General features: G+C 59.8%; 26 protein-coding genes. 22 read left to right on the top strand and 4 right to left on the bottom strand.

The features are described from left to right. Positions 1-43 precede the first annotated feature (43 nt). A complete protein-coding gene (locus EJD88_RS06145) occupies positions 44-586 on the top strand; it encodes a glycine zipper 2TM domain-containing protein (RefSeq protein ID WP_003175972.1) in 543 nt (180 codons plus the stop codon). Between the two features lie 221 nt (positions 587-807). On the opposite strand, the gene suhB is transcribed toward EJD88_RS06145, so the two are convergent. Next, a complete protein-coding gene (suhB, locus tag EJD88_RS06140) occupies positions 808-1,623 on the bottom strand; it encodes an inositol-phosphate phosphatase (protein WP_033898639.1) in 816 nt (271 codons plus the stop codon). A gap of 145 nt (positions 1,624-1,768) precedes the next feature. On the opposite strand from suhB, the gene trmJ reads away from it, so the two are divergent. From trmJ to EJD88_RS06035, 21 genes are all read left to right on the top strand, one after another. After that, positions 1,769-2,539, top strand: coding sequence for a tRNA (cytosine(32)/uridine(32)-2'-O)-methyltransferase TrmJ (gene trmJ, locus EJD88_RS06135; RefSeq protein WP_099585622.1), 771 nt, complete (start codon positions 1,769-1,771; stop codon positions 2,537-2,539). Positions 2,540-2,541: 2 nt separating this feature from the next. Beyond that, positions 2,542-3,327 (top strand): serine O-acetyltransferase, encoded by a 786-nt coding sequence (cysE, locus tag EJD88_RS06130; protein ID WP_099585621.1) that lies wholly within the window; start codon positions 2,542-2,544, stop codon positions 3,325-3,327. Between the two features lie 288 nt (positions 3,328-3,615). After that, the gene (iscR, locus tag EJD88_RS06125; protein ID WP_003194020.1) at positions 3,616-4,107 is read left to right on the top strand and encodes a Fe-S cluster assembly transcriptional regulator IscR; all 492 of its coding nucleotides are present in this window, start codon (positions 3,616-3,618) and stop codon (positions 4,105-4,107) included. A 50-nt stretch (positions 4,108-4,157) separates the two neighbouring features. After that, a complete protein-coding gene (locus EJD88_RS06120; protein ID WP_112196678.1) occupies positions 4,158-5,372 on the top strand; it encodes an IscS subfamily cysteine desulfurase in 1,215 nt (404 codons plus the stop codon). Positions 5,373-5,471: 99 nt separating this feature from the next. Next, positions 5,472-5,858 carry a Fe-S cluster assembly scaffold IscU gene (iscU, locus tag EJD88_RS06115; RefSeq protein WP_003209682.1) on the top strand — a complete coding sequence of 129 codons (387 nt, stop codon included), beginning with the start codon at positions 5,472-5,474 and terminating at the stop codon, positions 5,856-5,858. Between the two features lie 28 nt (positions 5,859-5,886). Next, on the top strand, positions 5,887-6,210 hold the full coding sequence (iscA, locus tag EJD88_RS06110; RefSeq protein ID WP_003209680.1) for an iron-sulfur cluster assembly protein IscA: 324 nt from the start codon (positions 5,887-5,889) through the stop codon (positions 6,208-6,210). 8 nt (positions 6,211-6,218) lie between these two features. Beyond that, positions 6,219-6,740, top strand: a complete 522-nt coding sequence (hscB, locus tag EJD88_RS06105) for a co-chaperone HscB (protein ID WP_099585619.1) — start codon at positions 6,219-6,221, stop codon at positions 6,738-6,740. 51 nt (positions 6,741-6,791) lie between these two features. Further along, positions 6,792-8,654 (top strand): Fe-S protein assembly chaperone HscA, encoded by a 1,863-nt coding sequence (gene hscA, locus EJD88_RS06100; protein ID WP_158877218.1) that lies wholly within the window; start codon positions 6,792-6,794, stop codon positions 8,652-8,654. 3 nt (positions 8,655-8,657) lie between these two features. After that, positions 8,658-8,999, top strand: coding sequence for an ISC system 2Fe-2S type ferredoxin (gene fdx / locus EJD88_RS06095; protein WP_158877217.1), 342 nt, complete (start codon positions 8,658-8,660; stop codon positions 8,997-8,999). A gap of 14 nt (positions 9,000-9,013) precedes the next feature. After that, a complete protein-coding gene (gene iscX / locus EJD88_RS06090; protein ID WP_034128025.1) occupies positions 9,014-9,214 on the top strand; it encodes a Fe-S cluster assembly protein IscX in 201 nt (66 codons plus the stop codon). Between the two features lie 92 nt (positions 9,215-9,306). Then, a complete protein-coding gene (gene ndk / locus EJD88_RS06085) occupies positions 9,307-9,732 on the top strand; it encodes a nucleoside-diphosphate kinase (RefSeq protein WP_003175956.1) in 426 nt (141 codons plus the stop codon). Between the two features lie 29 nt (positions 9,733-9,761). Continuing rightward, entirely contained in the window at positions 9,762-10,910 is a 1,149-nt protein-coding gene (gene rlmN / locus EJD88_RS06080) for a 23S rRNA (adenine(2503)-C(2))-methyltransferase RlmN (RefSeq protein ID WP_112196677.1), read from the top strand. A gap of 12 nt (positions 10,911-10,922) precedes the next feature. Further along, complete coding sequence (pilW, locus tag EJD88_RS06075; protein ID WP_099585615.1) at positions 10,923-11,681, top strand: type IV pilus biogenesis/stability protein PilW; 759 nt, start codon at positions 10,923-10,925, stop codon at positions 11,679-11,681. Beyond that, positions 11,681-12,661 (top strand): RodZ family helix-turn-helix domain-containing protein, encoded by a 981-nt coding sequence (locus tag EJD88_RS06070; protein WP_158877216.1) that lies wholly within the window; start codon positions 11,681-11,683, stop codon positions 12,659-12,661. Before pilW ends, EJD88_RS06070 begins: the two co-directional genes overlap by 1 nt. Positions 12,662-12,663: 2 nt before the next feature. Continuing rightward, entirely contained in the window at positions 12,664-13,773 is a 1,110-nt protein-coding gene (gene ispG / locus EJD88_RS06065) for a flavodoxin-dependent (E)-4-hydroxy-3-methylbut-2-enyl-diphosphate synthase (RefSeq protein WP_099585613.1), read from the top strand. A gap of 23 nt (positions 13,774-13,796) precedes the next feature. Continuing rightward, positions 13,797-15,086: a histidine--tRNA ligase gene (hisS, locus tag EJD88_RS06060; protein WP_158877215.1), complete on the top strand. Its 1,290-nt coding sequence runs from the start codon at positions 13,797-13,799 to the stop codon at positions 15,084-15,086. A gap of 41 nt (positions 15,087-15,127) precedes the next feature. After that, a complete protein-coding gene (locus EJD88_RS06055) occupies positions 15,128-15,769 on the top strand; it encodes a YfgM family protein (protein WP_122308838.1) in 642 nt (213 codons plus the stop codon). Beyond that, a complete protein-coding gene (gene bamB, locus EJD88_RS06050) occupies positions 15,762-16,913 on the top strand; it encodes an outer membrane protein assembly factor BamB (protein ID WP_099585610.1) in 1,152 nt (383 codons plus the stop codon). Before EJD88_RS06055 ends, bamB begins: the two co-directional genes overlap by 8 nt. A gap of 134 nt (positions 16,914-17,047) precedes the next feature. Further along, on the top strand, positions 17,048-18,517 hold the full coding sequence (der, locus tag EJD88_RS06045; protein ID WP_112196675.1) for a ribosome biogenesis GTPase Der: 1,470 nt from the start codon (positions 17,048-17,050) through the stop codon (positions 18,515-18,517). Between the two features lie 135 nt (positions 18,518-18,652). Next, complete coding sequence (locus tag EJD88_RS06040; protein ID WP_158877214.1) at positions 18,653-19,801, top strand: pyridoxal phosphate-dependent aminotransferase; 1,149 nt, start codon at positions 18,653-18,655, stop codon at positions 19,799-19,801. Beyond that, positions 19,789-20,580, top strand: coding sequence for an amidohydrolase (locus EJD88_RS06035; protein WP_158877213.1), 792 nt, complete (start codon positions 19,789-19,791; stop codon positions 20,578-20,580). The genes EJD88_RS06040 and EJD88_RS06035 overlap by 13 nt, the downstream gene beginning before the upstream one ends. 133 nt (positions 20,581-20,713) lie before the next feature. Here EJD88_RS06035 and leuA read toward each other — a convergent pair whose 3' ends face one another. The 3 genes from leuA to xseA form a co-directional block, all read right to left on the bottom strand. After that, a complete protein-coding gene (gene leuA, locus EJD88_RS06030; protein WP_099585606.1) occupies positions 20,714-22,393 on the bottom strand; it encodes a 2-isopropylmalate synthase in 1,680 nt (559 codons plus the stop codon). Between the two features lie 324 nt (positions 22,394-22,717). Beyond that, on the bottom strand, positions 22,718-23,539 hold the full coding sequence (locus tag EJD88_RS06025; RefSeq protein ID WP_112196671.1) for a M23 family metallopeptidase: 822 nt from the start codon (positions 23,537-23,539) through the stop codon (positions 22,718-22,720). A 3-nt stretch (positions 23,540-23,542) separates the two neighbouring features. Next, positions 23,543-24,922, bottom strand: coding sequence for an exodeoxyribonuclease VII large subunit (gene xseA, locus EJD88_RS06020; protein WP_099585604.1), 1,380 nt, complete (start codon positions 24,920-24,922; stop codon positions 23,543-23,545). Between the last annotated feature and the right edge of the window lie 9 nt (positions 24,923-24,931).

The raw sequence follows: 24,931 nt of genomic DNA, 5'->3' as shown, positions 1-24,931 counted from the left end.
GCGCGGATCTTTCGGTCCGTTTGTGATGGTCAGGAGGTTCAACGTGAACAAGTCGTTACTGGTTGGTGCGGTATTGGGTGCTGTCGGTGTGACTGCCGGGGGTGCTGTCGCCACCTACAGCCTGGTAAAAAGCGGCCCTGAGTATGCGCAAGTGCTGGCAGTGCAGCCGGTAAAAACCCAGATCAAGACCCCTCGTGAAGTCTGCAAGGACGTCGCCGTGACGCGTCAGCGTCCGGTACAGGACCAGCATCAGATTGCCGGTACCGTGGTTGGCGCCCTGGCTGGTGGCTTGCTGGGTAACCAGATCGGTGGGGGTAACGGTAAGAAGCTGGCCACTGTAGCCGGTGCCGTCGGCGGTGGTTACGCCGGTAACAAGGTTCAGGAAGGCATGCAGAACCGTGATACTTACACCACCACGCAAACCCGTTGTAACACCGTCAACGATATCAGCGACAAGGTTGTTGGTTATGACGTGCGTTACAACCTTGACGGCAAGGAAGGTTCGGTGCGCATGGATCGTGATCCGGGTGGTCAGATTCCAGTGGACAAAGAGGGTCGTCTGATCCTCGGTCAGAACCAGCAGTAATCTGAGTCTGGCACAGGCCTCAACGCTTGTGAGCTTCAAAATGTGGGAGGGGGCTTGCCCCCGATAGCGGTGGATCAGTCAGCCAGTTATTTGCTGACCCACTGCAATCGGGGGCAAGCCCCCTCCCACATTTGTTAAGTGTTGCTGCTGATGCATGGGTCTGGCTCAAATCCCGGGCATAAAAAAGCACCCCCTTGGGGTGCTTTTTTGTGCTCGCTCGCTTAGCGCTTCAGCGAAGCCGGCAGGTGCGGCTGGATCGCCGTCAGCACTGCCTTGAAGCATTTGGTGTTGCCGGCAACGACGTGGCCTTTTTCCAGGAAGTCGTGACCGCCGGTGAAGTCGCTCACCAAACCGCCGGCTTCCTGGATCAGCAGGGCGCCTGCAGCCATATCCCACTCGGACAGGCCCGACTCCCAGAACGCATCAAAACGACCGGCGGCAACATAAGCCAGATCCAGGCTTGCGGTGCCGGCGCGACGGATACCGGCGGTCTGGCCCACCAGGGCGCGGAACATGCCCAGGTAGTTTTCCAGGTTGTCCATTTGGTCGTCACGGAACGGGAAGCCGGTACCCAGGAGGGCGCCGTCCAGGCTGGTGCGGCCGCTGACACGCAGGCGGCGACCGTTCAACTGGGCGCCACGGCCACGGCTGGCGGTGAATTCTTCCTGGCGAACCGGGTCGAGGACGACGGCATGTTCCAGGCGACCACGGTATTTGCACGCGATGCTGACGGCAAAGTGCGGGATGCCGCGCAGGAAGTTGGTGGTGCCATCCAGTGGGTCGATGATCCACAGGTAGTCTTCGCCTTCGCCGCTGCCTTTGTGCAGGCCGGTTTCCTCGCCGAGGATGCCGTGGGTAGGGTAGGCCTTGCGCAACGCGTCGATGATTTTCTGTTCGGCGGCGCGGTCCACCTCGGATACATAATCCTTGGCGTCTTTTTCGTCGACCTTGATGGTATCCAGGCGCTCGATGGAGCGGAAGATCAATTCACTGGCGCTGCGGGCGGCGCGCAGCGCGATATTCAGCATGGGCTGCATGGATGTGTCACCTAAGGTTGTTAAAGAAAGCCGGGCATTCTAGCAGAAACTTTCTTCAGGTGAAGGACGACGTTAGCTTTCATGGCATAACCTTAGGCGGTTCTGTAAGATTTGCTCCCCTTTCCCGTGTCCGAGAGCGCCTCCCTTGCTGCAAAACATTCGTGTCGTCTTGGTCAATACCAGTCATCCCGGCAATATCGGTGGGGTGGCGCGAGCCATGAAAAACATGGGGCTGACGCGCCTGGTGCTGGTTGAGCCGCGCGTGTTTCCGCATCACGAGGCCGATGCCCGCGCATCCGGTGCCAATGACATCCTTGAAAAAGCCCAGGTCGTGGCCACCTTGGAGGATGCCTTGGTCGGCTGCAACCTGGTGCTCGGTACCAGCGCCCGTGACCGTCGTATCCCCTGGCCGCTGTTGGATCCCCGTGAGTGCGGCAACAAAGTGGTGGAAGAGGCGGCTGGTGGCGCAGAAATCGCTTTGGTGTTTGGTCGTGAAGACTCTGGCCTCACCAATGAGGAGCTGCAGCGATGTCACTACCACGTGCACATCCCATCAGACCCTGAGTTCAGTTCGCTGAACCTCGGGGCGGCGGTGCAGGTGCTGACTTACGAAGTGCGCATGGCGTGGCTGGCGGCTGCCGGCCAGCCAAGCAAAATGGAGAAGGAAGAGGTTGCTTCGACCAAGAGTGGCGAACTGGCCACCATGGACGAACTTGAGCGGTTCTATGAGCACCTGGAGCAAACCCTGGTGGCGATCGAATTCCTTGATCCTGAAAAACCACGGCACTTGATGGCGCGCCTGCGTCGGTTGTACGGACGCAGCTCGGTAAGTCGGGCGGAAATGAATATATTGCGTGGCATCCTCACGGAAACCCAGAAAGCGGCCCGTGGCGAGCTTCTTAAGCGGAAGGATTAAAAATGTTCGAGCGTTTGCGAGAAGATATCCAGAGTGTTTTCCACCGTGACCCTGCGGCGCGCAACGCCTTTGAAGTGCTGACCTGCTATCCGGGCATGCACGCTATCTGGATCCATCGCCTGTCCGGCGCCTTGTGGGGTATGGGCTGGAAATGGCTGGCGCGGCTGGTGTCGAACTTTGGTCGCTGGATGACCGGGATCGAGATTCACCCGGGGGCCAAGGTGGGACGCCGCTTCTTTATCGACCATGGCATGGGCATTGTTATCGGCGAAACCGCTGAGATTGGTGACGACGTCACCCTGTACCAGGGCGTGACCCTGGGCGGCACCAGTTGGAACAAGGGTAAGCGCCACCCGACGCTGGAAGATGGTGTGGTGGTGGGTGCGGGGGCCAAGGTGCTGGGTCCTTTCACGGTGGGGGCTGGTGCCAAAGTCGGCTCCAACGCTGTGGTTACGAAGGCCGTGCCGGCCGGTGCCACCGTGGTGGGTATTCCCGGTCGGATCATTGTCAAGCCGGAAGTGGGCGATGAGCAGGAAGCCAAGCGCAAGGCCATGGCCGAGAAGATCGGCTTCGATGCCTACGGTGTCAGCGAAGACATGCCCGATCCGGTCGCTCGTGCCATTGGTCAGTTGCTCGACCATCTTCAAGCGGTGGACGGCAAGCTGGACGGTATGTGCGGCGCGCTGAAGGAGTTGGGCAGCCCGTACTGTGCCAAAGACTTGCCTTCACTGCGTGAAGAAGATTTTGCTGAAATCAAGGACGAAGCCGCTACCACCAAGGCAGGCTGAGCGCGGTCCCTTGTGGGAGCTGGCTTGCCTGCGATAGCGGTGGGCCAGCAGCCTATAAGTTAACTGACTAGGCTGCTATCGCTGGCAAGCCAGCTCCCACATTTGATCTCCATTGGCTCAGTGGTCTTGCAGCAGGCCTGGTTGCGCTGTTCGATCCCACCCTATCCTGCTATGATTCGCGCGCCCTTTTTACGGGTAATCCTGACTAAAGTACTAGGTCTTATAGTTGACTTAAATACTCGGGAATCGCATACTTGCCCACATTCTGAAACACCTTGGTAATTGTCCATGAGACTGACTACAAAAGGCCGATACGCGGTGACTGCCATGCTCGACCTGGCCTTGCACGCGCAAACTGGGCCGGTGTCCCTGGCTGATATCTCCGAGCGCCAAGGCATTTCCCTGTCCTATCTTGAGCAACTGTTCGCCAAATTGCGTCGTAGCAATCTGGTCTCCAGCGTGCGTGGGCCGGGTGGCGGCTATCAGCTGTCCCGCGATATGCAGGGCATCCAGGTGGCTCAGGTGATCGATGCGGTCAACGAATCCGTCGACGCGACCAAATGCCAAGGCTTGGGTGACTGCCACGCTGGCGACACCTGCCTGACACACCATCTGTGGTGTGACTTGAGCCTGCAGATCCATGAGTTTTTGAGTGGTATCAGCTTGGCTGATCTTGTGACTCGCCGTGAGGTGCAAGAAGTAGCCCAGCGTCAGGACCAGCGCCGTTGCAACACCAAGGCGCCGCGTCTGGACAAGATTGAAGCGTCCGCCGTCGAGTGACAGCCGAAGAGCTAACGGCACGCCAGCCAGCCTGATTTAGGAGAAAGTCCATGAAATTGCCGATTTACCTTGATTACTCAGCGACCACCCCGGTTGATCCGCGTGTCGCGCAAAAGATGAGTGAATGCCTGCTGGTTGACGGAAACTTCGGCAACCCGGCCTCCCGTTCCCACGTATTCGGCTGGAAAGCCGAGGAAGCGGTCGAGAACGCTCGTCGCCAGGTCGCTGACCTGGTCAATGCCGATCCGCGCGAAATCGTCTGGACTTCCGGTGCCACCGAGTCCGACAACCTGGCAATCAAGGGCGCGGCGCATTTCTATGCGACCAAAGGCAAGCACCTGATCACCACCAAGATTGAGCACAAGGCTGTCCTCGACACCATGCGCCAACTGGAGCGTGAAGGTTTCGAGGTTACCTACCTTGAGCCAACCACCGACGGTATCGTCACCCCGGCCATGATTGAAGCCGCGCTGCGTGAAGACACCATCCTGGTTTCCGTGATCCACGTGAACAACGAAATCGGCACCATCAACGACATCGCCGCCATCGGCGAACTGACCCGCTCCAAGGGCATTCTGCTGCATGTCGATGCTGCCCAGTCCACCGGCAAGGTCGACATCGACCTGTCCAAGCTGAAAGTCGACCTGATGTCGTTCTCGGCCCACAAGACCTACGGCCCTAAAGGCATTGGTGCCCTCTACGTAAGCCGCAAGCCGCGCGTACGTATCGAAGCCACCATGCACGGCGGCGGTCACGAGCGCGGCATGCGCTCGGGCACCCTGGCGACCCACCAGATCGTCGGCATGGGCGAAGCCTTCCGCGTGGCCAAGGAAGACATGGCTGCCGAAAACGTACGCATCAAGGCCCTGAGCGATCGCTTCTACAAGCAGGTCGAGAACCTTGAAGAGCTGTACATCAACGGCAGCATGACCGCCCGCGTACCGCACAACCTGAATTTGAGCTTCAACTACGTCGAAGGCGAGTCGCTGATCATGGCGCTCAAGGATCTGGCGGTTTCGTCCGGTTCGGCCTGCACCTCGGCCTCGCTTGAGCCTTCGTACGTACTGCGCGCCCTGGGCCGCAACGACGAGCTGGCACACAGCTCGATCCGCTTTACCTTCGGCCGCTTCACCACTGAAGAGCAAGTCGACTATGCCGCGCAGAAAGTCTGCGAAGCCGTCAACAAGCTGCGTGTTCTGTCGCCGCTGTGGGACATGTTCAAAGACGGTGTCGATATTTCCAAGATCGAGTGGGCGGCACACTAAATATAGAAGCCGCCACCCAAGCTCTGTAGGAACGTGGCGGTAAACGCAGACGTTTTTACAGGGTTCCAGAGCGGCCCTGATGAGTGAGGATTCAGTACCATGGCTTACAGCGAAAAGGTCATCGACCACTACGAAAACCCGCGCAACGTCGGCAAGATGAACGCGGAAGATCCTGATGTCGGCACCGGCATGGTCGGCGCCCCGGCGTGCGGCGATGTGATGCGCCTGCAGATCAAGGTCAACGAAGCTGGCGTTATCGAAGACGCCAAGTTCAAGACTTACGGCTGCGGCTCGGCCATCGCCTCCAGCTCCCTGGCGACCGAATGGATGAAAGGCAAGACCCTGGATGAGGCTGTGACTATCAGCAACACCCAGCTGGCCGAAGAACTGGCCCTGCCGCCAGTGAAAATCCACTGCTCCGTACTCGCTGAAGACGCCATCAAGGCGGCCGTTCGCGACTACAAGCAGAAGAAAGGCTTGATCTAAGCATTTGGCGACGAGTAAGGAGTCAACGATGGCTATCAGCATGACAGAAGCGGCAGCGCAGCACATTCGCCGCTCCCTGAATGGGCGCGGTAAAGGTGAGGGGATTCGTCTGGGTGTTCGCACCACGGGCTGTTCCGGCCTTGCCTACGTGCTGGAGTTTGTCGACGAGGTGGTTGAGGAAGATCAGGTGTTCGAAAGTCACGGCGAGAAAGTGATCATCGACCCTAAAAGCCTGACCTACCTGGACGGCACCGAACTCGATTTCGTCAAGGAAGGGTTGAACGAAGGTTTCAAGTTCAACAACCCCAACGTACGCGGTGAGTGTGGCTGCGGCGAAAGCTTCAACATCTGAGGCTACTCGTGGGTACTCCTTGTCATTTCGCTTTATTCGAGCTGCAGCCGAGTTTTCGGCTGGACCTTGAGCAGCTTGCCACGCGCTACCGAGAGTTGGCGCGTGGGGTGCACCCGGACCGCTTCGCTGACGCTTCCGAGCGTGAGCAACGCCAGGCCCTGGAACAGTCGGCCAGCCTCAACGAGGCCTATCAGACACTGAAAAACCCACCCAAGCGCGCGCGATACCTGCTTGCGATGAACGGTGGCGAGTTGCCGATTGAAGTCACGGTGCATGATCCTGACTTTCTGATGCAGCAGATGCAGTGGCGCGAAGAGCTCGAAGAACTGCACGACGAAGCCGATGTGGCCGGTGTCGCTGTCTTCAAGCGTCGTCTGAAAGTGGCCCAGGATGAGCTCAACGAAAGCTTCGCAGCCTGTTGGGATGATGCTGCGCAACGCGAGCAGGCCGAACGCCTGATGCGGCGCATGCAGTTCCTCGACAAGCTCACCTACGAAGTGCGCCAGCTAGAAGAGCGCCTCGACGATTAACCCAGTGCTGCCCGTGATGCACGCCTGATAGACAGATAAGACCTGATTACCATGGCACTACTGCAAATCGCCGAACCCGGCCAAAGCCCTCAGCCGCACCAGCGCCGCCTGGCGGTGGGGATTGACCTGGGCACCACCAATTCCCTGGTTGCTGCCTTGCGCAGTGGCCTGTCCGAACCGCTGCCCGACGCTGATGGCCAAGTCATCCTGCCCTCGGCCGTACGCTATCACGCGGATCGCACCGAAGTCGGTGAGTCGGCCAAGCTGGCGGCGTCTACCGATCCGCTTAACACCGTGCTGTCGGTCAAGCGCTTGATGGGTCGTGGATTGTCCGACGTCAAGCAGCTCGGCGACCAATTGCCGTACCGCTTTGTCGGTGGCGAATCGCACATGCCGTTCATCGACACCGTCCAGGGCCCAAAAAGCCCGGTGGAAGTGTCAGCCGATATCCTCAAGGTGCTGCGCCAGCGTGCAGAAACCACCTTGGGTGGCGAACTGGTTGGCGCAGTGATCACGGTTCCCGCCTATTTCGATGACGCACAGCGCCAAGCCACCAAGGATGCGGCAAAACTCGCCGGCCTCAACGTGCTGCGCCTGCTCAACGAGCCGACTGCTGCGGCTGTGGCGTACGGGCTGGATCAGCACGCCGAAGGCCTGGTCGCCATTTACGATTTGGGCGGCGGCACGTTTGATATTTCGATCCTGCGCCTGACCGGCGGTGTGTTCGAAGTACTGGCCACCGGGGGCGACAGTGCCCTTGGCGGCGATGACTTTGACCACGCCATCGCAGGTTGGATCATTGCAAGTGCCGGCTTGTCCGCCGATCTGGATCCAGGCGCGCAGCGCAACCTGCTGCAAACCGCCTGTGCCGCTAAAGAAGCGCTGACTGACGCCTCCTCTGTTGACGTTTCCTACGGTAGCTGGTCGGCCCCGCTGACGCGGGATGCCTTTGACGCCTTGATCGAGCCAATGGTTGCTCGCAGCCTCAAGGCCTGTCGCCGCGCCGTACGTGATTCCGGTATCGAGCTGGAAGAGGTTGGTGCGGTGGTTATGGTTGGCGGTTCGACGCGTGTACCGCGTGTTCGTGACGCCGTGGCTGAAGCCTTTGGTCGCCAGCCGCTGACCGAAATCGACCCGGATCAAGTGGTCGCCATCGGCGCCGCGATCCAGGCCGATACCCTGGCCGGCAACAAACGCGAGGGTGGCGAACTGCTGCTCCTCGACGTGATTCCATTGTCGCTGGGCCTGGAAACCATGGGCGGCCTGATGGAGAAGGTGATCCCACGTAACACCACCATTCCCGTCGCCCGCGCCCAGGACTTCACCACTTACAAAGACGGCCAGACGGCCATGATGATTCATGTGCTGCAAGGTGAGCGTGAGCTGATCAGTGACTGCCGCTCCCTGGCGCGCTTTGAATTGCGTGGCATCCCGGCCATGGTTGCCGGGGCTGCGAAGATTCGCGTGACCTTCCAGGTCGACGCCGACGGCTTGCTCAGTGTCGCTGCCCGTGAACTGGGTTCGGGCGTTGAAGCCAGTATCCAGGTCAAGCCGTCCTACGGCCTCACCGACGGCGAAATCGCCAAAATGCTCAAGGACTCGTTCCAGTATGCCGGTGACGACAAGGTCGCCCGTGTGCTGCGCGAGCAGCAAGTGGACGCCCAGCGCCTGCTTGAAGCGGTGCAGGGCGCCCTTGAGGTCGACGGCGAGCGCTTGCTGGATGCCGAAGAACGCATGGTCATCGACCTGCAGATGCAAGAGCTGGCCGAATTGATGAAAGGCAACGATGGTTACGCCATCGAACAGCAGACCAAGCGCTTGTCGCAAGTGACTGATGCCTTTGCCGCCCGGCGCATGGACCAGACGGTGAAAGCCGCACTGGCCGGGCGCAACCTGAATGAAATCGAGGAATAATTAATGCCGAAGGTTACTTTTCTGCCGCACGCCGAGCATTGCCCTGAGGGCATGGTCGTGGAGGCTGAGACCGGCAAGTCCCTGCTCGACGTCGCGCATGACAACCATATCGAGATCGAAAGTGCCTGTGGCGGCGTGAATGCCTGCACCACTTGTCACTGCATCATTCGTGAAGGTTTCGACAGCCTCAATGAGGCTGATGACCTGGAAGAAGACTATCTTGATAGGGCGTGGGGCCTGGAGCCGACGTCGCGTCTGAGCTGTCAGGCAAAGGTCGGGACTGAAGACCTTACTGTCGAAATCCCGAAATATTCGCTCAACCATGCAGCCGAAGCGCCGCATTGATTCAAGGAACTGTCATGAGCCTGAAATGGGTTGATGTACAAGAAATCGCTATACAACTTGCGGAAGCTCACCCTGAGGTCAATCCTCTTACGGTGAACTTCGTCAAACTGCGTGACCTCGTAATGGCACTGCCGGATTTCGACGACATCCCTGATCGGGGTGGCGAGAAGGTCCTGGAGGCGATTCAAGGCCTGTGGATCGAAGAAGCAGACTGAACCGCCTTTTTACGCAGTTAGGCAATACCCAATAACCCGCGTATAATTCGCGGGTTTAATTTTTCGTAAATTACCGTTTCTGGAGTTACACCATGGCTGTTCAACGTACTTTCTCCATCATCAAGCCTGACGCTGTTGCAAAAAACGTCATCGGCGAGATCACCACTCGTTTCGAAAAAGCCGGCCTGAAGGTTGTAGCTTCGAAACTCAAGCAACTGTCCAAGGCTGAAGCTGAAGGCTTCTACGCTGAGCACAGCGCTCGTGGCTTCTTCGGCGACCTGGTTGCCTTCATGATCTCCGGTCCTGTTGTTGTTCAGGTTCTGGAAGGCGAAAACGCTATCGCTCTGAACCGTGAGCTGATGGGCGCCACCAACCCTAAAGAAGCTGCTGCCGGCACCATCCGTGCTGACTTCGCTGAATCCATCGACGCCAACGCTGTACACGGCTCGGACTCCGAAGCTGCCGCTGCTCGCGAAATCTCGTACTTTTTCGCTGCTACTGAAGTAACCGCTCGCTAAGCATTGGCTTAAAGAGTGAGGGTGAATCCATGACTACATCGACTGTTAAAACCAACCTGCTGGGTCTGACCCAGCCGGAAATGGAGAAATTCTTCGACTCAATCGGGGAGAAGCGCTTCCGTGCCGGTCAGGTAATGAAATGGATTCACCACTTTGGTGTCGACGATTTCGACGCCATGACGAACGTCAGCAAGGCCTTGCGCGACAAGCTCAAGAGCATTGCTGAGGTCCGTGGTCCCGAAGTGGTCAGCGAGGACATCTCCACCGACGGTACCCGTAAATGGGTAGTGCGCGTGGCGTCCGGCAGCTGCGTCGAGACCGTGTACATCCCCCAGGGCAAACGTGGCACCTTGTGCGTTTCGTCCCAGGCAGGCTGTGCCCTGGATTGCAGTTTCTGCTCCACCGGCAAGCAAGGCTTCAATAGCAACCTCACTGCCGCCGAAGTCATCGGCCAGGTGTGGATTGCCAACAAATCCTTTGGCAGCGTCCCGGCGACCGTCGACCGTGCCATCACCAACGTGGTGATGATGGGCATGGGTGAGCCGCTGCTGAACTTCGACAACGTGATTGCGGCCATGCACCTGATGATGGACGACCTGGGCTACGGCATTTCCAAGCGCCGTGTGACCCTATCGACCTCCGGCGTGGTACCGATGATCGATGAGCTGGCCAAGCACATCGACGTCTCCCTGGCGTTGTCGCTGCACGCACCCAATGACGCATTGCGTAACCAATTGGTGCCGATCAACAAGAAGTATCCGCTTAAGATGCTGCTCGAATCCTGCCAGCGCTACATGGCGACCTTGGGTGAGAAGCGCGTATTGACCATTGAGTACACCATGCTCAAGGACATCAACGACAAGGTCGAGCACGCGGTCGAGATGATCGAGTTGCTCAAGAACACTCCGTGCAAAATCAACCTGATCCCGTTTAACCCGTTTCCCCATTCTGGCTACGAGCGGCCGAGCAACAACGCCATCCGTCGTTTCCAGGATCAACTGCACCAGGCCGGCTACAACGTCACCGTACGCACCACCCGTGGTGAAGACATCGACGCCGCCTGTGGCCAATTGGTAGGACAGGTGCTGGATCGCACCCGTCGCAGCGAACGTTATATCGCCGTGCGTGAACTGAATGCCGCCGACGAGATGCCGCAAATCGCTGTGAATCGAATCTGAGAGAGGATCTCTATGCCCTTGCGCCTCGCGCTGCTTCTGCTTGTTACCAGCCTTGCGGCCGGTTGTGTTTCATCGGGTCATGAGAGCCCTTTGCAAACCGGTAAAGGCCGTGATGAGGCGCGAGTTGCCTATGTGCAATTGGGCTTGGGCTACCTGCAGCAGGGCATGAGCGAGCAGGCCAAGGTGCCGTTGAAAAAAGCCCTTGAGCTGGACAGCAACGACGCCGATGCCAATGCCGCACTGGCCTTGGTGTTTCAGGCCCAGGCCGAGCCTGAACTGGCCGACCAGTATTTCAAAAAGGCACTGGCCTCCCGTCCTGCCGATCCTCGGCTGCTGAACAATTACGGCAGCTTCCTGTTCGAACAGAAACGTTATGACCAGGCTTCCCGTTATTTCCAGCAAGCCTCCGCTGACACACTCTATCCAGAGCGTTCGCGGGTGTTCGAGAACCTCGGGGTGACCTCAATGCGTCTTGGCCAGCGTGACAGCGCTCGTCAGCAGTTGGAAAAAGCCCTGCACCTGAACAGTCGCCAGCCACGGGCGTTGCTCGAAATGGCTGAGTTGTCTTACGAAGACAGGCATTATGTGCCAGCACGTGACTATTACGCGCGTTTTAGCCTGCTCAGCGGGCAAAATGCACGTAGTCTATTGCTCGGTGTGCGCCTGGCGACCGTTCATGACGAACGCGACACGGCCGCACATTTTGGCCAGCAACTCGAACGACTCTATCCCGGTACGCCGGAATATCAGCAATACCTGTCGGAGCAATGATGAAAGCGGCGCACCCGGAAGTTGTAGCAGCTAATCGCGTAAACCCAGGCGAGACCTTGCGTCAGGCCCGCGAAAGCAATGGTTGGTCGCTGGCGGAAGTGGCCCTCAAGCTCAATTTGACCACCACGTCCCTGGGCAATCTGGAAGCCGGCGCGTTCGATAAGTTGCCTGGGCACACGTTCGCCCGCGGCTATATCCGCGCCTACGCCAAATTGCTGGGTATCGACCAGACCGTTCTGGTTCAGGAGTTCGACCAGTTCACGGGGACCGACTCCCAGGGTAGCAGTGTTCATGGCCTGGGCCGTATCGAAGAGCCGGTGCGCGTTTCCCATACCATTTTGCGAATCGTCAGCCTGTTGCTGCTGATTGCGGTGATCGGCGGCGGGTTTGTCTGGTGGCAAGACCAGGCCTCCCAGCGCAGCAAGGACCTGACCAGTAACGCGATGGAGCACGTCGAAGTCGAAAGCGCCGACGGTACCACCCAGATCCATCCATTGGACGAGCCGGAAGACCAGGCTGTTGCCGAGGGCCAGGCCACGTCTGAAGCCCCGCTCGCGACCGAGCAGCCGACACCTGAGACCGCTCCTGCGGCAACTGCCGCTGTGCCCGCTCCTGTAACGCCGGCGACCCCGGCAGTGCCAACTGCCCAGGCCCATACGCCGGTCGCACCTGCGCCAGCGACTCCCGCACCTGCTGCACCCGCTATTTCACCGCCTACCACCCCAGCATTGATCGCTGGTGACGGGCGCGTACAAGTGACCTTCGTTGCCGACTGCTGGACGCAAGTCACCGATGGCAATGGCAAAGTGTTGTTCAGCGGTCTGAAGCGCAAGGGAGATACGCTTGACCAGGGCGGCAAGCCTCCTCTGACGCTGCGTCTGGGCTTCGCCCGTGGCGCGCAAGTGGCCTACAACGGCCAGCCTGTGGACGTGGCGCCGTTCACCAGTGGCGAGACAGCTCGCATCAAGTTGGGACAATAGTCATGCACGGCGAATCTCCAATCAAACGTCGCGTATCGCGCAAGATCTGGGTCGGCTCGGTGCCGGTGGGTGGCGACGCCCCCATCGCGGTACAGAGCATGACCAATAGCGACACCAATGATGTGGCCGCCACCGTGGCCCAGATCAACCGCCTGGAAGCTGCCGGCGTGGACATCGTGCGGGTTTCGGTACCGGACATGGACGCTGCAGAGGCTTTCGGCCGCATCAAGCAGCTGGTCAAGGTGCCGCTGGTTGCCGACATTCACTTCGACTACAAGATCGCGTTGCGCGTGGCCGAACTGGGTGTGGACTGCCTGCGTATCAACCCGGGCAACATCGGTCGGGAAGACCGTGTGCGCGCCGTGGTGGACGCTGCCCGTGATCGCGGCATTCCGATCCGCATCGGCGTCAACGCCGGTTCCCTGGAAAAAGACCTGCAAAAGAAATACGGCGAACCGACTCCGGCGGCGCTGGTTGAGTCGGCATTGCGCCACGTTGAGCACCTTGAGCGCCTGAATTTCCAGGACTTCAAGGTCAGCGTAAAGGCCTCCGACGTGTTCATGGCGGTTGAAGCCTACCGCCTGCTGGCCAAGGAAATCGTACAGCCGTTGCACCTGGGTATCACCGAAGCTGGCGGTTTGCGCTCAGGCACAGTGAAATCTGCGGTGGGTCTCGGTATGCTGCTCGCCGAAGGGATTGGCGATACTATCCGCATCTCGCTGGCGGCAGACCCTGTAGAGGAAGTGAAAGTCGGCTACGACATTCTCAAATCCCTGCGGTTGCGTTCCCGTGGCATCAACTTCATTGCCTGCCCGAGCTGCTCGCGGCAGAACTTCGACGTGGTGAAAACCATGAACGACCTGGAGTTGCGCCTTGAAGACCTGCTGGTGCCGCTGGATGTCGCAGTGATTGGCTGTGTGGTCAATGGGCCAGGTGAAGCCAAGGAGGCCCATGTGGGCTTGACCGGTGGTACACCGAACCTGATCTACATCGACGGCAAGCCGGCGCAGAAGTTAACGAATGACAATCTGGTGGATGAGCTCGAAAGACTGATCCGCGAGAAAGCGGCCGAAAAGGTCGCAGCTGACGCAGCGCTGATCGCTCGCGGCTGATTGAACGAATTTAAGGATTTGATGTGAGCAAGTCTCTGCAAGCCATTCGTGGCATGAACGACATCCTGCCGGAGCAGACGCCTCTGTGGCGCTATTTCGAGAATACTGTCGCACGTCTGCTGGATAACTACGGTTACAAGCAGATCCGCATGCCGATCGTCGAGTTCACCGAGCTGTTCAAGCGCTCCATCGGTGAAGTGACCGATATTGTCGAAAAAGAGATGTACACCTTTGAAGACCGCAACGGCGACTCCCTGACCCTGCGTCCGGAAGGCACTGCCGCGTGCGTTCGCGCCGTGCTTGAGCACGGACTCACCGGTGCAGGCCAGCCGCAGAAACTGTGGTACATCGGCCCGATGTTCCGTCACGAGCGTCCACAGAAAGGCCGTTATCGTCAGTTTCACCAGATCGGCCTTGAAGTGTTCAACATTGACGGCCCGGATATCGACGCCGAGCTGATCGTACTCACCTGGCGTCTGTGGGGCCTGCTCGGCATCCGCGACGCGGTCAAGCTTGAGCTCAACAGCCTGGGCACCAGTGAGTCCCGCGGCCGCTACAAAGTGGCTTTGGTCGAGTACCTCTCGGCTCATCTGGACAAGTTGGACGAAGACAGCCAGCGCCGCCTGAAAACCAACCCGCTGCGCGTGCTGGATACCAAGAACGCCGACACCCAGGCCGTGCTGGTCAACGCGCCGAAAATGGCCGATTACCTGGACGACGAGTCGCGCATTCACTTCGAAGGCCTCAAGGCTCGTCTGGATGCGGCCGGTATTCCGTTCGTGATCAACACCAAGCTGGTACGTGGCCTCGATTACTACAGCAAGACCGTATTTGAATGGGTCACCGACAAACTCGGCGCCCAGGGCACCGTGTGCGCGGGTGGTCGCTATGATGGCCTGGTCGAGCAGATGGGCGGCAAGCCGACCAGCGGTGTGGGTTTTGCCATGGGCATCGAGCGGCTGATCTTGCTGCTGGAAACCCTGGAACAAGTCCCGGAAGAAATTTCCCGTCAGGTGGATGTGTACCTGTGCGCCTTTGGCGAGGCAGCCGAACTGGCGGCCCTGGCCCTGAGCGAAAAAGTACGCGACCAATTGCCGAACCTGCGCCTGCAGGTCAATGCTGGCGCTGGCAGCTTCAAGAGCCAGTTCAAGAAGGCCGACAAGAGCGGTGCGCTGTATGCACTGATCCTCGGCGATGACGAACTTGCCCAGCAAGTGATAGGTTTCAAACCCCTGCGTGGCCAGGGCGAGCAACAGAACATTGCCTTTGATGCGCTCGCTGCGCACTTGGCCACCTGCGTCGTGCAGGGTTGAAGCTGTCGAACAGCCGAATTTAGCGATTAAGGAGTATTGGGGTGTCGAGTACTGATGATGAGCAACTGGCCGAGTTCAAGGACTGGTGGCAGCGTAACGGCAAGCCCCTGGTTACTGGCGGTCTGCTGGCTTTAGTGGTGGTGTTCGGCTGGCAAGCCTGGACCAAATATCAGGCCAACCAATCCCAAGGCGCCTCTATCGTTTATCAGCAATTGCTGGAAACCACCCTGACGCCAAGCGGCAAGCCTGACCCTGCACAGGTTGCAGACCTGGCCGGCAAGCTGAAAAACGAATTCGGCGGTAGCACCTACGCCCAATACGGCAGCCTGTTCGTCGCGAAAGTCGCGGTCGACACCGGCAAGCTGGATGATGCAGCCGCCGAGCTGAAAGCAATCGCCGACAAACCGACCAACCCGACTCTGGGTGAAATCGCACGTCAGCGCCTGGCTCAGGTATTGGCGGCACAGAACAAGGCTGACGAAGCACTCAAACTGCTCGACGGCGATGCGGACAAGGCATTTGTAGCCACTCGCGAAGAGCTCAAGGGCGACCTGTTGGTCCAATTGGGTCGTACCGACGAAGCCAATGCTGCGTACAAGAAAGCCAAGGCGGCGCTGTCTGATGAAGCGGCGGTCGGTGGCTTACAAATCAAGCTCGACGACTTGGCCAAAGGGGATGCGTGACGTGATCCGTTGGAAACATGCAGCATTGCTGGCTCTGGCCGTTCTGGCCGCGGGTTGCAGCAGCAACAGTAAAAAAGAACTACCTCCGGCCGAGCTGACCAGCTTCAAGGAAGAAGTCGTCCTGCAAAAGCAGTGGAGCCGTTCCATCGGTGACGGTCAGGGCGAAACCTACAACATGTTGGTACCGGCTATCGACGGTGACAACATTGTGGCCGCTGACGTGACCGGCGTAGTGATCTCCATGGATCGCATGAACGGTGACGTGAAGTGGAAGAAAGACCTCGAATTGCCTGTCTCCGGCGCCGTAGGCGTGGGTTACGGCCTGGTGATGGTCGGCACGCTGAAAGGCGAAGTGGTTGCGCTGGATTCCAGCACCGGTGAAGAGAAATGGCGCGCTCGCGTGACCAGTGAAGTCCTCGCACCGCCTGCCACCAACGGCGACATCGTTGTGGTGCAGACCCAGGATGACCGTGTCATCGGTCTGGATGCCGCTACCGGCAACCAGCGCTGGTTGTACGACAGCACCCCTGCGGTGTTGACCCTGCGCGGTACCAGTGGTCCGGTTGTGACCAACAATCTGGCCGTCGCAGGCCTGTCGACCGGTAAAGTGGTCGCCCTGGACACCCAGAACGGCGTGCCGGCCTGGGAAACCCGTGTGGCCATCCCGCAGGGTCGTTCCGAGTTGGATCGCGTAGTGGACATCGACGGTGGCTTGCTGCTGTCGGGTGAAACCCTCTACGTCGCCACCTACCAGGGCCGCGTTGCTGCGCTGGACCTGCAGAGCGGCCGTGTTAACTGGCAGCGTGATGCTTCCAGCTACGCCGGTGTCGCCCAAGGGTTTGGCAGCGTCTACGTCAGCCTGGCGTCCGGCACCGTTGAAAGTGTCGACGAGCGTTCCACCACCGCGTTGTGGAGCAACGACTCCCTGGCTCGCCGTCAGCTGTCGGCACCGGAAGTGTTTTCCAGCTACGTAGCGGTAGGCGACTTCGAAGGCTACCTGCACCTGCTGAGCCAGGTGGACGGTCGCTTTGTAGGTCGTGAGCGTATCGACAGTGACGGCCTGCGTGCGCGTCCGCTGGTCGTGGGTAACATGCTTTATGTGTATGGCAACAGCGGCAAGCTGGAAGCCCTGACCATCAAGTAAGAACTATGCTTGGGGTAACACCCAGGCGGCCCCGCTTCGGCGGGGCATGCGGCATCTGACGATGCTGCCCCGAGCACCAGCCGCTGCCCTGCAGCGGCTTTTGTATTTTCTGAAATAACGAAGTGGAGAGCCGCATGGTTCCCGTAATCGCCCTGGTGGGCCGACCTAACGTCGGCAAGTCCACCTTGTTCAACCGCCTGACCAGGACTCGCGACGCCATTGTCGGCGACTTGTCCGGTCTGACCCGTGATCGCCAATACGGTGAGGCAAAGTGGCAAGGGCGCTCCTACATTATTGTCGACACCGGTGGTATCTCCGGTGATGAGCATGGCATGGACGAAAAAATGGCCGAGCAGTCGCTGCTGGCCATTGAAGAAGCCGATGTCGTGTTGTTCCTGGTGGACGCCCGCGCGGGCTACACCGCCGCCGACCAGATGATTGGCGAGCACCTGCGCAAGCGCAACAAGCGTTCCTACCTGGTCGCGAACAAGATCGATAACATCGATCCTGAAGCGGCCCGTGCCGAATTCAGCCCGATGGGCCTGGGCGATGCGATCCCGGTCGCCGGCGCCCACGGTCGCGGCATCACCCAGATGCTGGAAATCGCCCTCAGCACCTTTCCCAAGGATGACGCTGAGGAAGAGGAAGGTGAAGAAGAGATCGTTGCCGAAGGTGAGGAAGCCAAGCGCATTCCTGGCCCGAGCGAAAAAGACGGTATCAAGATCGCCATCATCGGTCGCCCTAACGTCGGCAAGTCGACCCTGGTCAACCGCATGCTCGGTGAAGACCGTGTAATCGTCTACGACGAACCCGGTACCACCCGCGACAGTATCTACATCCCGTTCGAGCGTAACGACGAGAAGTACACGCTGATCGACACCGCCGGTGTGCGCAAGCGCGGCAAGATCCACGAGGAAGTTGAAAAGTTCTCCGTGGTCAAAACCCTGCAAGCGATCAAAGACGCCAACGTGGTGATCTTCGTGATGGACGCCCGCGAAGGCGTGGTGGATCACGACCTCAACTTGCTGGGCTTTGCCCTGGAAGCCGGTCGTGCCCTGGTCATCGCGATCAACAAGTGGGACGGCATGACGCCGAGCGAGCGCGATTTCGTGAAGATCGAGCTGCAACGTCGGCTGTTCTTCGTTGAGTTCGCCGATATCCACTTTATCTCGGCACTGCACGGCACCGGCGTGGGCAACCTCTACGCGTCCGTACAGAACTCGTTCAAATCCGCGGTCACCCGCTGGCCGACCAACCGCCTCACCCAGATCCTGGAAGACGCGGTGGGCGAGCATGCGCCGCCGATGGTCAACAACCGCCGGATCAAACTGCGTTACGCCCACTTGGGTGGTGCCAACCCGCCGATTATCGTGATCCACGGTAACCAGATCGAGAAGGTGCCCAAGTCCTACGTGCGTTACCTGGAAAACACCTACCGCCGTGTCTTGAAACTGGTCGGTACGCCGATCCGTATCGAGTTCAAAGGTGGCGAGAACCCATACGAAGGCAACAAGAACACACTGACAGACCGTCAGGTGAACAAGAAGCGTCGTTTGATGACTCACCACAAGAAGGCCGACAAGAAGCGCCGCGATAAGAAATAAGCGCCGCTTTGCGTTGTAAGCTACACGCTGCGAGAGAGGGCTCCTTTGGAGCCCTTTTTTGTGGCCGGCGGTTTGTCGCTTGACCTGCTTGCGACTTGCAGCTTAAAACTTGCAGCTCACCTGCAGGGGCCTCCGATGATCACCAGCAAGCTGCCGAACGTCGGCACAACCATCTTTACCACCATGTCGCAACTCGCAGCCGAAACCGGCGCGCTAAACCTGTCCCAGGGCTTTCCCGATTTCAATGGCCCCCAGGCGTTACTCGATGCGGTGGGCAAGCACGTTGCCAGCGGGCACAACCAATATTCCCCGATGACCGGCCTGCCAGCCCTGCGCCAAGAAGTCGCGGCCAAGATCGCCCGCAATTACGGCGCCGCGGTTAACCCTGACAGCGAAGTAACCATCACCCCTGGCGCAACGGCAGCGATCTTCTGCGCGATCCAGGCGGTGATTCGCAGCGGCGATGAAGTCATCGTGTTCGATCCCTGCTACGACAGCTACGAGCCCTCGGTCGAGCTGGCCGGTGGTCGCTGCGTGCATGTGCAACTGAGCCTGCAAGGCTTTGCGCTGGACTTCGAGAAGATCAAGGCCGCGTTGTCGCCGCGTACGCGCATGATCATCCTCAACACTCCACACAACCCCACCGGTGCCCTGATCAGCCGCGCCGAGCTGGACCGGTTGGCCGAATTGATCCGCGACCGCGATATCTACCTGGTCAGCGACGAGGTCTACGAGCATCTGGTCTTCGACGGCGTACCCCACGTCAGTGTGCTGGCCCACGAAGAGCTGTATCAACGTGCGTTCGTGGTCAGCTCTTTTGGCAAGACCTACCACGTGACGGGCTGGAAAACCGGCTACGTCGTCGCGCCACCGGCCCTGACGGCCGAGCTGCGCAAGGTGCACCAGTACGTCAACTTTTGCGGCGTGACGCCATTGCAGTTCGCGCTGGCTGACTTCATGGCCGACCACCCGGAGCACGTCGACGAATTGCCTGCGTTCTATCAGGCCAAGCGCGACCTGTTCTGTGACCTGCTGGCACCGTCACGTTTCAGTTTCAGCCGGGTGACCGGCACGTACTTCCAACTGGTGGATTACTCACAGATTCGCCCGGACCTGGATGACGTCGCCATGTCCCTGTGGATGACCCGCGAACACGGCGTCGCGACCATCCCGGTCTCGGTGTTCTACCAGAACCCACCCCAAGGCCAGCGCCTGGTGCGCCTGTGCTTTGCCAAACGCGAGGAGACGCTGCGCCAAGCAGCTGAAAAACTATGCGTGATCTGAGTGCGCTGCCCAACCTGACGCTCGCCCTGGTCCAAACCACCCTTGCATGGCACGACCGTAAGGCCAACCTCGAACACTTCGACCTGCTGCTGGAGCAGGCCAGGGGCGCCGACCTGATCGTACTGCCGGAGATGTTCACCACCGGATTCTCCATGGCGTCGGCCACCCTCGCTGAACCGGAAAACGGTCCTACCCATCGATGGCTCCAAGCCCAGGCGGCCAAATATAACGCCGTGATCACCGGCAGTGTGATCATCCAGGCCGCCGACGGCAGCCACCGCAACCGCCTGTTGTGGGCACGACCGGATGGCGAGGTGCTGCATTACGACAAGCGCCACCTGTTTCGTATGGCCGGCGAGCACGATCACTACACCCCCGGCGAACGGCAGGTGCAGTTTGAATTGAAGGGCTGGCGTATTCGGCCGCTGATTTGCTACGACCTGCGTTTTCCGGTGTGGAGCCGCGATGCCCAGGACACGGACCTGCTGCTGTACACCGCGAACTGGCCGGGAGCGCGGCGTCAGCACTGGAACCGTTTATTGCCGGCGCGTGCCATCGAAAACCTGTGCTACGTGGCGGCAGTCAATCGGGTGGGTACGGATGGCAAAGGTTTCGCTTACACCGGGGACAGCCAGGTGCTGGATTTCCAGGGTGAGACCCTGCTTAGCGCAGGGGAGGCGGACGGGGTGTTTCAGGTGTGCCTGGAGGCAGCCGAGCTGGCGACCTATCGCAGCAAATTTCCGGCGAACCTGGATGCCGATAGTTTTCAGTTTGTCTGACCACAGGGAAACGCATTCCAAATGTGGGAGGGGGCTTGCCCCCGATGAGGACCTCACAGACACCGCAAATATAAATCCCAACAAAAAGGCCCCTGAGTTCTCACCCAGGGGCCTTTTGCGTTTCGGCGGTCAGTTACGCCGCTTTCGCTTCCAACTGGCTCAGCGAGCGATTCAGCGCGCTGAACACCGCCTTGAAGCTGGCGGTAGTGATGTTTTCATCAATGCCCACGCCATGCACCGGACGCTCGCCATTCACACGCAATTCAATGTAGGCGGCAGCCTTGGCGTTGGTACCCGCGCCGATCGCGTGTTCGTTGTAGTCCATGATCTCCACCTTGATCGGCAGGGCGGCGACCAGGGCTTCCAGGGTGCCATAGCCCTTACCGTGCCAGCGCAGGTTGGTTTCGCCCTGGCCTTTGCCCGAGACTTCCACTTCCACCGAGCTGTTGCCGTTTTCTTCCTGCAGGCGATGGCTGACCAGCGCGTACGGAGTGTTGGCCTGCAAGTATTCGCGTTGCAGCAAGGCGTAGATCTGCGGGGCGGTCATCTCCAGGCCCACGCGGTCGGTTTCGGCCTGTACCACCTGGCTGAACTCGATCTGCATGCGACGCGGCAGGCTGATGTCGTATTCCTGCTCCAGCAGGTAGGCGATGCCGCCTTTGCCCGACTGGCTGTTCACACGGATCACCGCCTCGTAGCTGCGGCCAATGTCGGCCGGGTCGATCGGCAAGTACGGCACTTCCCACAGCGCATCGTCTTTCTGCTGGGTGAAGCCCTTGCGGATCGCGTCCTGGTGGGAGCCCGAGAACGCCGTGTGAACCAGATCACCCACATACGGATGACGTGGGTGCACCTGGATCTGGTTGCATTCTTCGACGACCTTGCGCACGCCGTCGATGTCGGAGAAGTCCAACTGCGGGTCGAGGCCCTGGGTGTACATGTTCAAGGCCACGGTGACCAGGTCGACGTTACCGGTGCGCTCGCCGTTGCCGAACAGGCAGCCTTCGACACGGTCGGCGCCGGCCATCAGGCCCAGCTCGGTCGCGGCCACGCCGGTGCCACGGTCGTTGTGGGTGTGCAGGCTGATGATCACGCTGTCACGGCGGTTGATATGGCGACCGAACCACTCGATCTGGTCGGCATAGATGTTCGGCGTGGCGCATTCCACGGTGGCCGGCAGGTTGAGGATCATCTTGTGTTCAGGCGTCGGGTTCCACACCTCGATCACGGCGTCACAGACTTCTTTGGCGAATTCCAGCTCAGTGGCGCTGAAGGTCTCCGGGGAGTATTCGAAGGTCCACTGGGTTTCCGGCTGCTGGGCCGCGTATTTGACGAACAGCTTGGCCGCGTTGACCGCGATGGCCTTGATACCGTCCTTGTCCTGGTTGAACACGATGCGGCGGAAGGACGGCGAGGTGGCGTTGTACAAGTGCACGATGGCTTTCTTGGCGCCGCGCAGGGATTCGAAGGTGCGTGCGATCAAGTCTTCACGGCCCTGGGTCAGAACCTGGATGGTGGTGTCCTCGGGGATGTGGTTGTCTTCGATCAGGGTACGTACGAAGTCAAAGTCGGTTTGCGATGCGGCGGGGAACGACGCTTCGATTTCCTTCACGCCCACGGCGACCAGCGTCTTCCAGAAGCGCAGTTTTTTCACCGCGTCCATCGGCTCGATCAGCGACTGGTTGCCGTCACGCAGGTCGGAGCTGCACCAGATCGGCGCTTCGGTGATGGTCTTCGACGGCCAGGTGCGGTCCGGGATATCGATGGTCGGAAACGCGCGGTACTTCGAAGACGGGTCTTTGAGCATGCTCATCGGGAAATCCTTTGTTGTAGGGGCCGAGAAAAGGCGGCCTGCCGTGGAACTGTTTTTGGGGATAAGGCGTAGAGACGAGGCAGATCGATTCAGCCTGGCAGTCGTGCGCTGACGAGGCACAGGCTGCGGTGCTGGCGGAGCTGAATGAGGGTGTGAGAGGTTTTCATAAGCTCAACCCTAACCGCCGGGGTGAAAGATGGCAAGCAGTCGAAAAAAATTGAGAGAAGTTCTGCTATTTGCGTAGGAATCGAGATTTTATGCCTGGGAACGTTGCAAGCGCTGAATTTAATTGCGCGTGCTTTGCAGCGCGCGCAATCGAGTCACTCAGGGCTGGAACGCGCCGATAAAGATCGCCGGGTCCACCCGTGCATCGTTGAGGCTGATGTTCCAGTGCATATGTGGCCCGGTGGCGCGGCCCGTCGCGCCGACCTTGCCTACCACCGTCCCGCGCACCAGTTGCTGGCCGACTTTCACGTCGATCTTCGACATATGACAGAACATGCTGATAAAGCCCTGGCCGTGGTCGACGAACACGGTGTTGCCATTGAAGAAGTAGTTGCCGACCAGGATCACCTTGCCGTTCGCCGGCGTCTTGATCGGCGTACCGGCCGGCACGGCGAAATCCAGGCCCGAATGCGGGTTGCGTTCTTCACCGTTGAAGAAGCGACGCACGCCGAACTTGCTCGACAGCGGCCCGTTCACCGGTTTATCCAGCACCAGGTTGCTCGGCAGGTTGGGGCTGAAACTGCGGTAGGCCTTGAGTTGCACGGCCAGTTCGCCTTCGATGCGCTTGAGTTGGGCCGGGTCGGGGTTGACCTGGCTTTTGTTCTTCAGGGTGATGCGCTGTTCCGGGTATTTCTTGTAACCGACGATAAACGGCAGGCTGCGGCTACCGCTGCTGATGCGCTCGTTGCCCGGCTTGACGCTCAGCGGAATGCCGACAATCGCCAGCCAGTTGTCCTGTTCCTTGACCACCAGCACCGGCTTGCCTTGATAGGTCGCTTTCGGTGCAGCGGCCGAAGGACCCAGGTCGACCACGGCCACGCCACCCGGCACCGGTTTGTTTAATGTACGGCTGATATAACTATCGGCGTGGGCATTAAAGGCAAGGCACAGCAGCATCAACAAGCTAAAGAGACGAGGCATCAATCAATCCAATAACGAAAGGGTGACGGGTGTCAGGTGGTTGTCTTCCACCCGCACTTGCAGCTGGCCTTCACCGAGACGCGCGGTGAGGCGTTGGCCGGTGTGGGTTTGCGCCGCGTTGCGAATGGCCTGGCCGCGCTCATCCAGCAAGATGCTGTAACCGCGAGCCAAGGTTGCCAGCGGGCTGACCACCTGCAACGTCTGTACCTGGCTTTGCAGTTGCAGGCGACGGGCCTTCAGGCCTTCGCGCATGGCGCGGGGCAGGCGTTCGGCAAGGCTGTCCAGGCGCTGGCGCAATAGGGCCAGTTGACGGCCGGGGTGCTGGCCGGCGAGGCGGGTTTCCAGGCGGATCAGGCGCTCGCGCCGGGTATTGAGGCTGCGTTCGAAGGCGCGGCGCAGGCGCATGTCCAGGTCATCCAGGCGCTGGGCCTGCTGGCGCAGACGTTCGCCCGGATGACGCAAGCGCCGGGCCATGCCTTCGAGGCGCAGGCGATCATGGGTCAGGCGATTGCGCATCAGCATCACCAGGCGCCGATGCAGGTTCTCGACCTGGCGCACCAGATGGCTGGCGTCCGGGGCGAGCAACTCAGCGGCGGCAGACGGCGTAGGGGCGCGCACGTCCGCCACGAAGTCGCTGATGGAGACATCGGTTTCATGGCCGACGGCGCTGACGATGGGCGTGACGCACGCATCCACTGCGCGGGCGACGGCTTCTTCGTTGAAGCACCAGAGGTCTTCCAGAGAGCCGCCGCCACGCGCCAGGATCAGTGCGTCAAAGCCACGGGCGTCGGCGAGTTTCAGCGCCCGCACAATCTGCGCGATCGCTTCACGACCTTGTACGGCGGTGGGGATCAAGGTCAGCTCAATGTTCGGCGCTCGGCGGCGGAACACGCTGATGATGTCGCGGATCACCGCGCCGGTGGGCGAGCTGATAATGCCAATGCGCCGAGGATGGGCCGGCAGCGGCACCTTGCGCTCGGCACTGAACAGGCCTTCGGCGCTGAGCTTTTCCTTCAGCGCATCGAACGCCAGGCGCAGCGCGCCGTCGCCGGCAGGCTCCACCGTGTCGAGGATCAACTGGTAGTCGCCACGGCCCTCGAACAGCGAGACCTTGCCACGCACCTTCACCGCCAGGCCATCCTTCAGCGCCTGGCGCACCCGTGCGGCATTGTTGCGAAACAACGCGCAACGCACCTGGGCGCCGCTGTCCTTGAGGGTGAAATACACATGGCCGGAGGCCGGGCGGGCGAGGTTGGAGATCTCGCCTTCGACCCAGATATTGGTGAACACGTCTTCCAGCAACACCCGCGCACGGCCGTTGAGTTGGCTGACAGTCAGGACTTCACGGTCCAGGCCCAGACGGGCAAAGGGGTCTTTAATCATGGGCGGCAG

This window comes from Pseudomonas sp. PB105 (assembly GCF_009764655.1).
In the GTDB taxonomy this organism is placed as follows: domain Bacteria; phylum Pseudomonadota; class Gammaproteobacteria; order Pseudomonadales; family Pseudomonadaceae; genus Aquipseudomonas; species Aquipseudomonas cyclaminis.
Note: the sequence above shows the minus strand (reverse complement) of the source record. Positions and strands in the feature narration are given on the sequence as shown.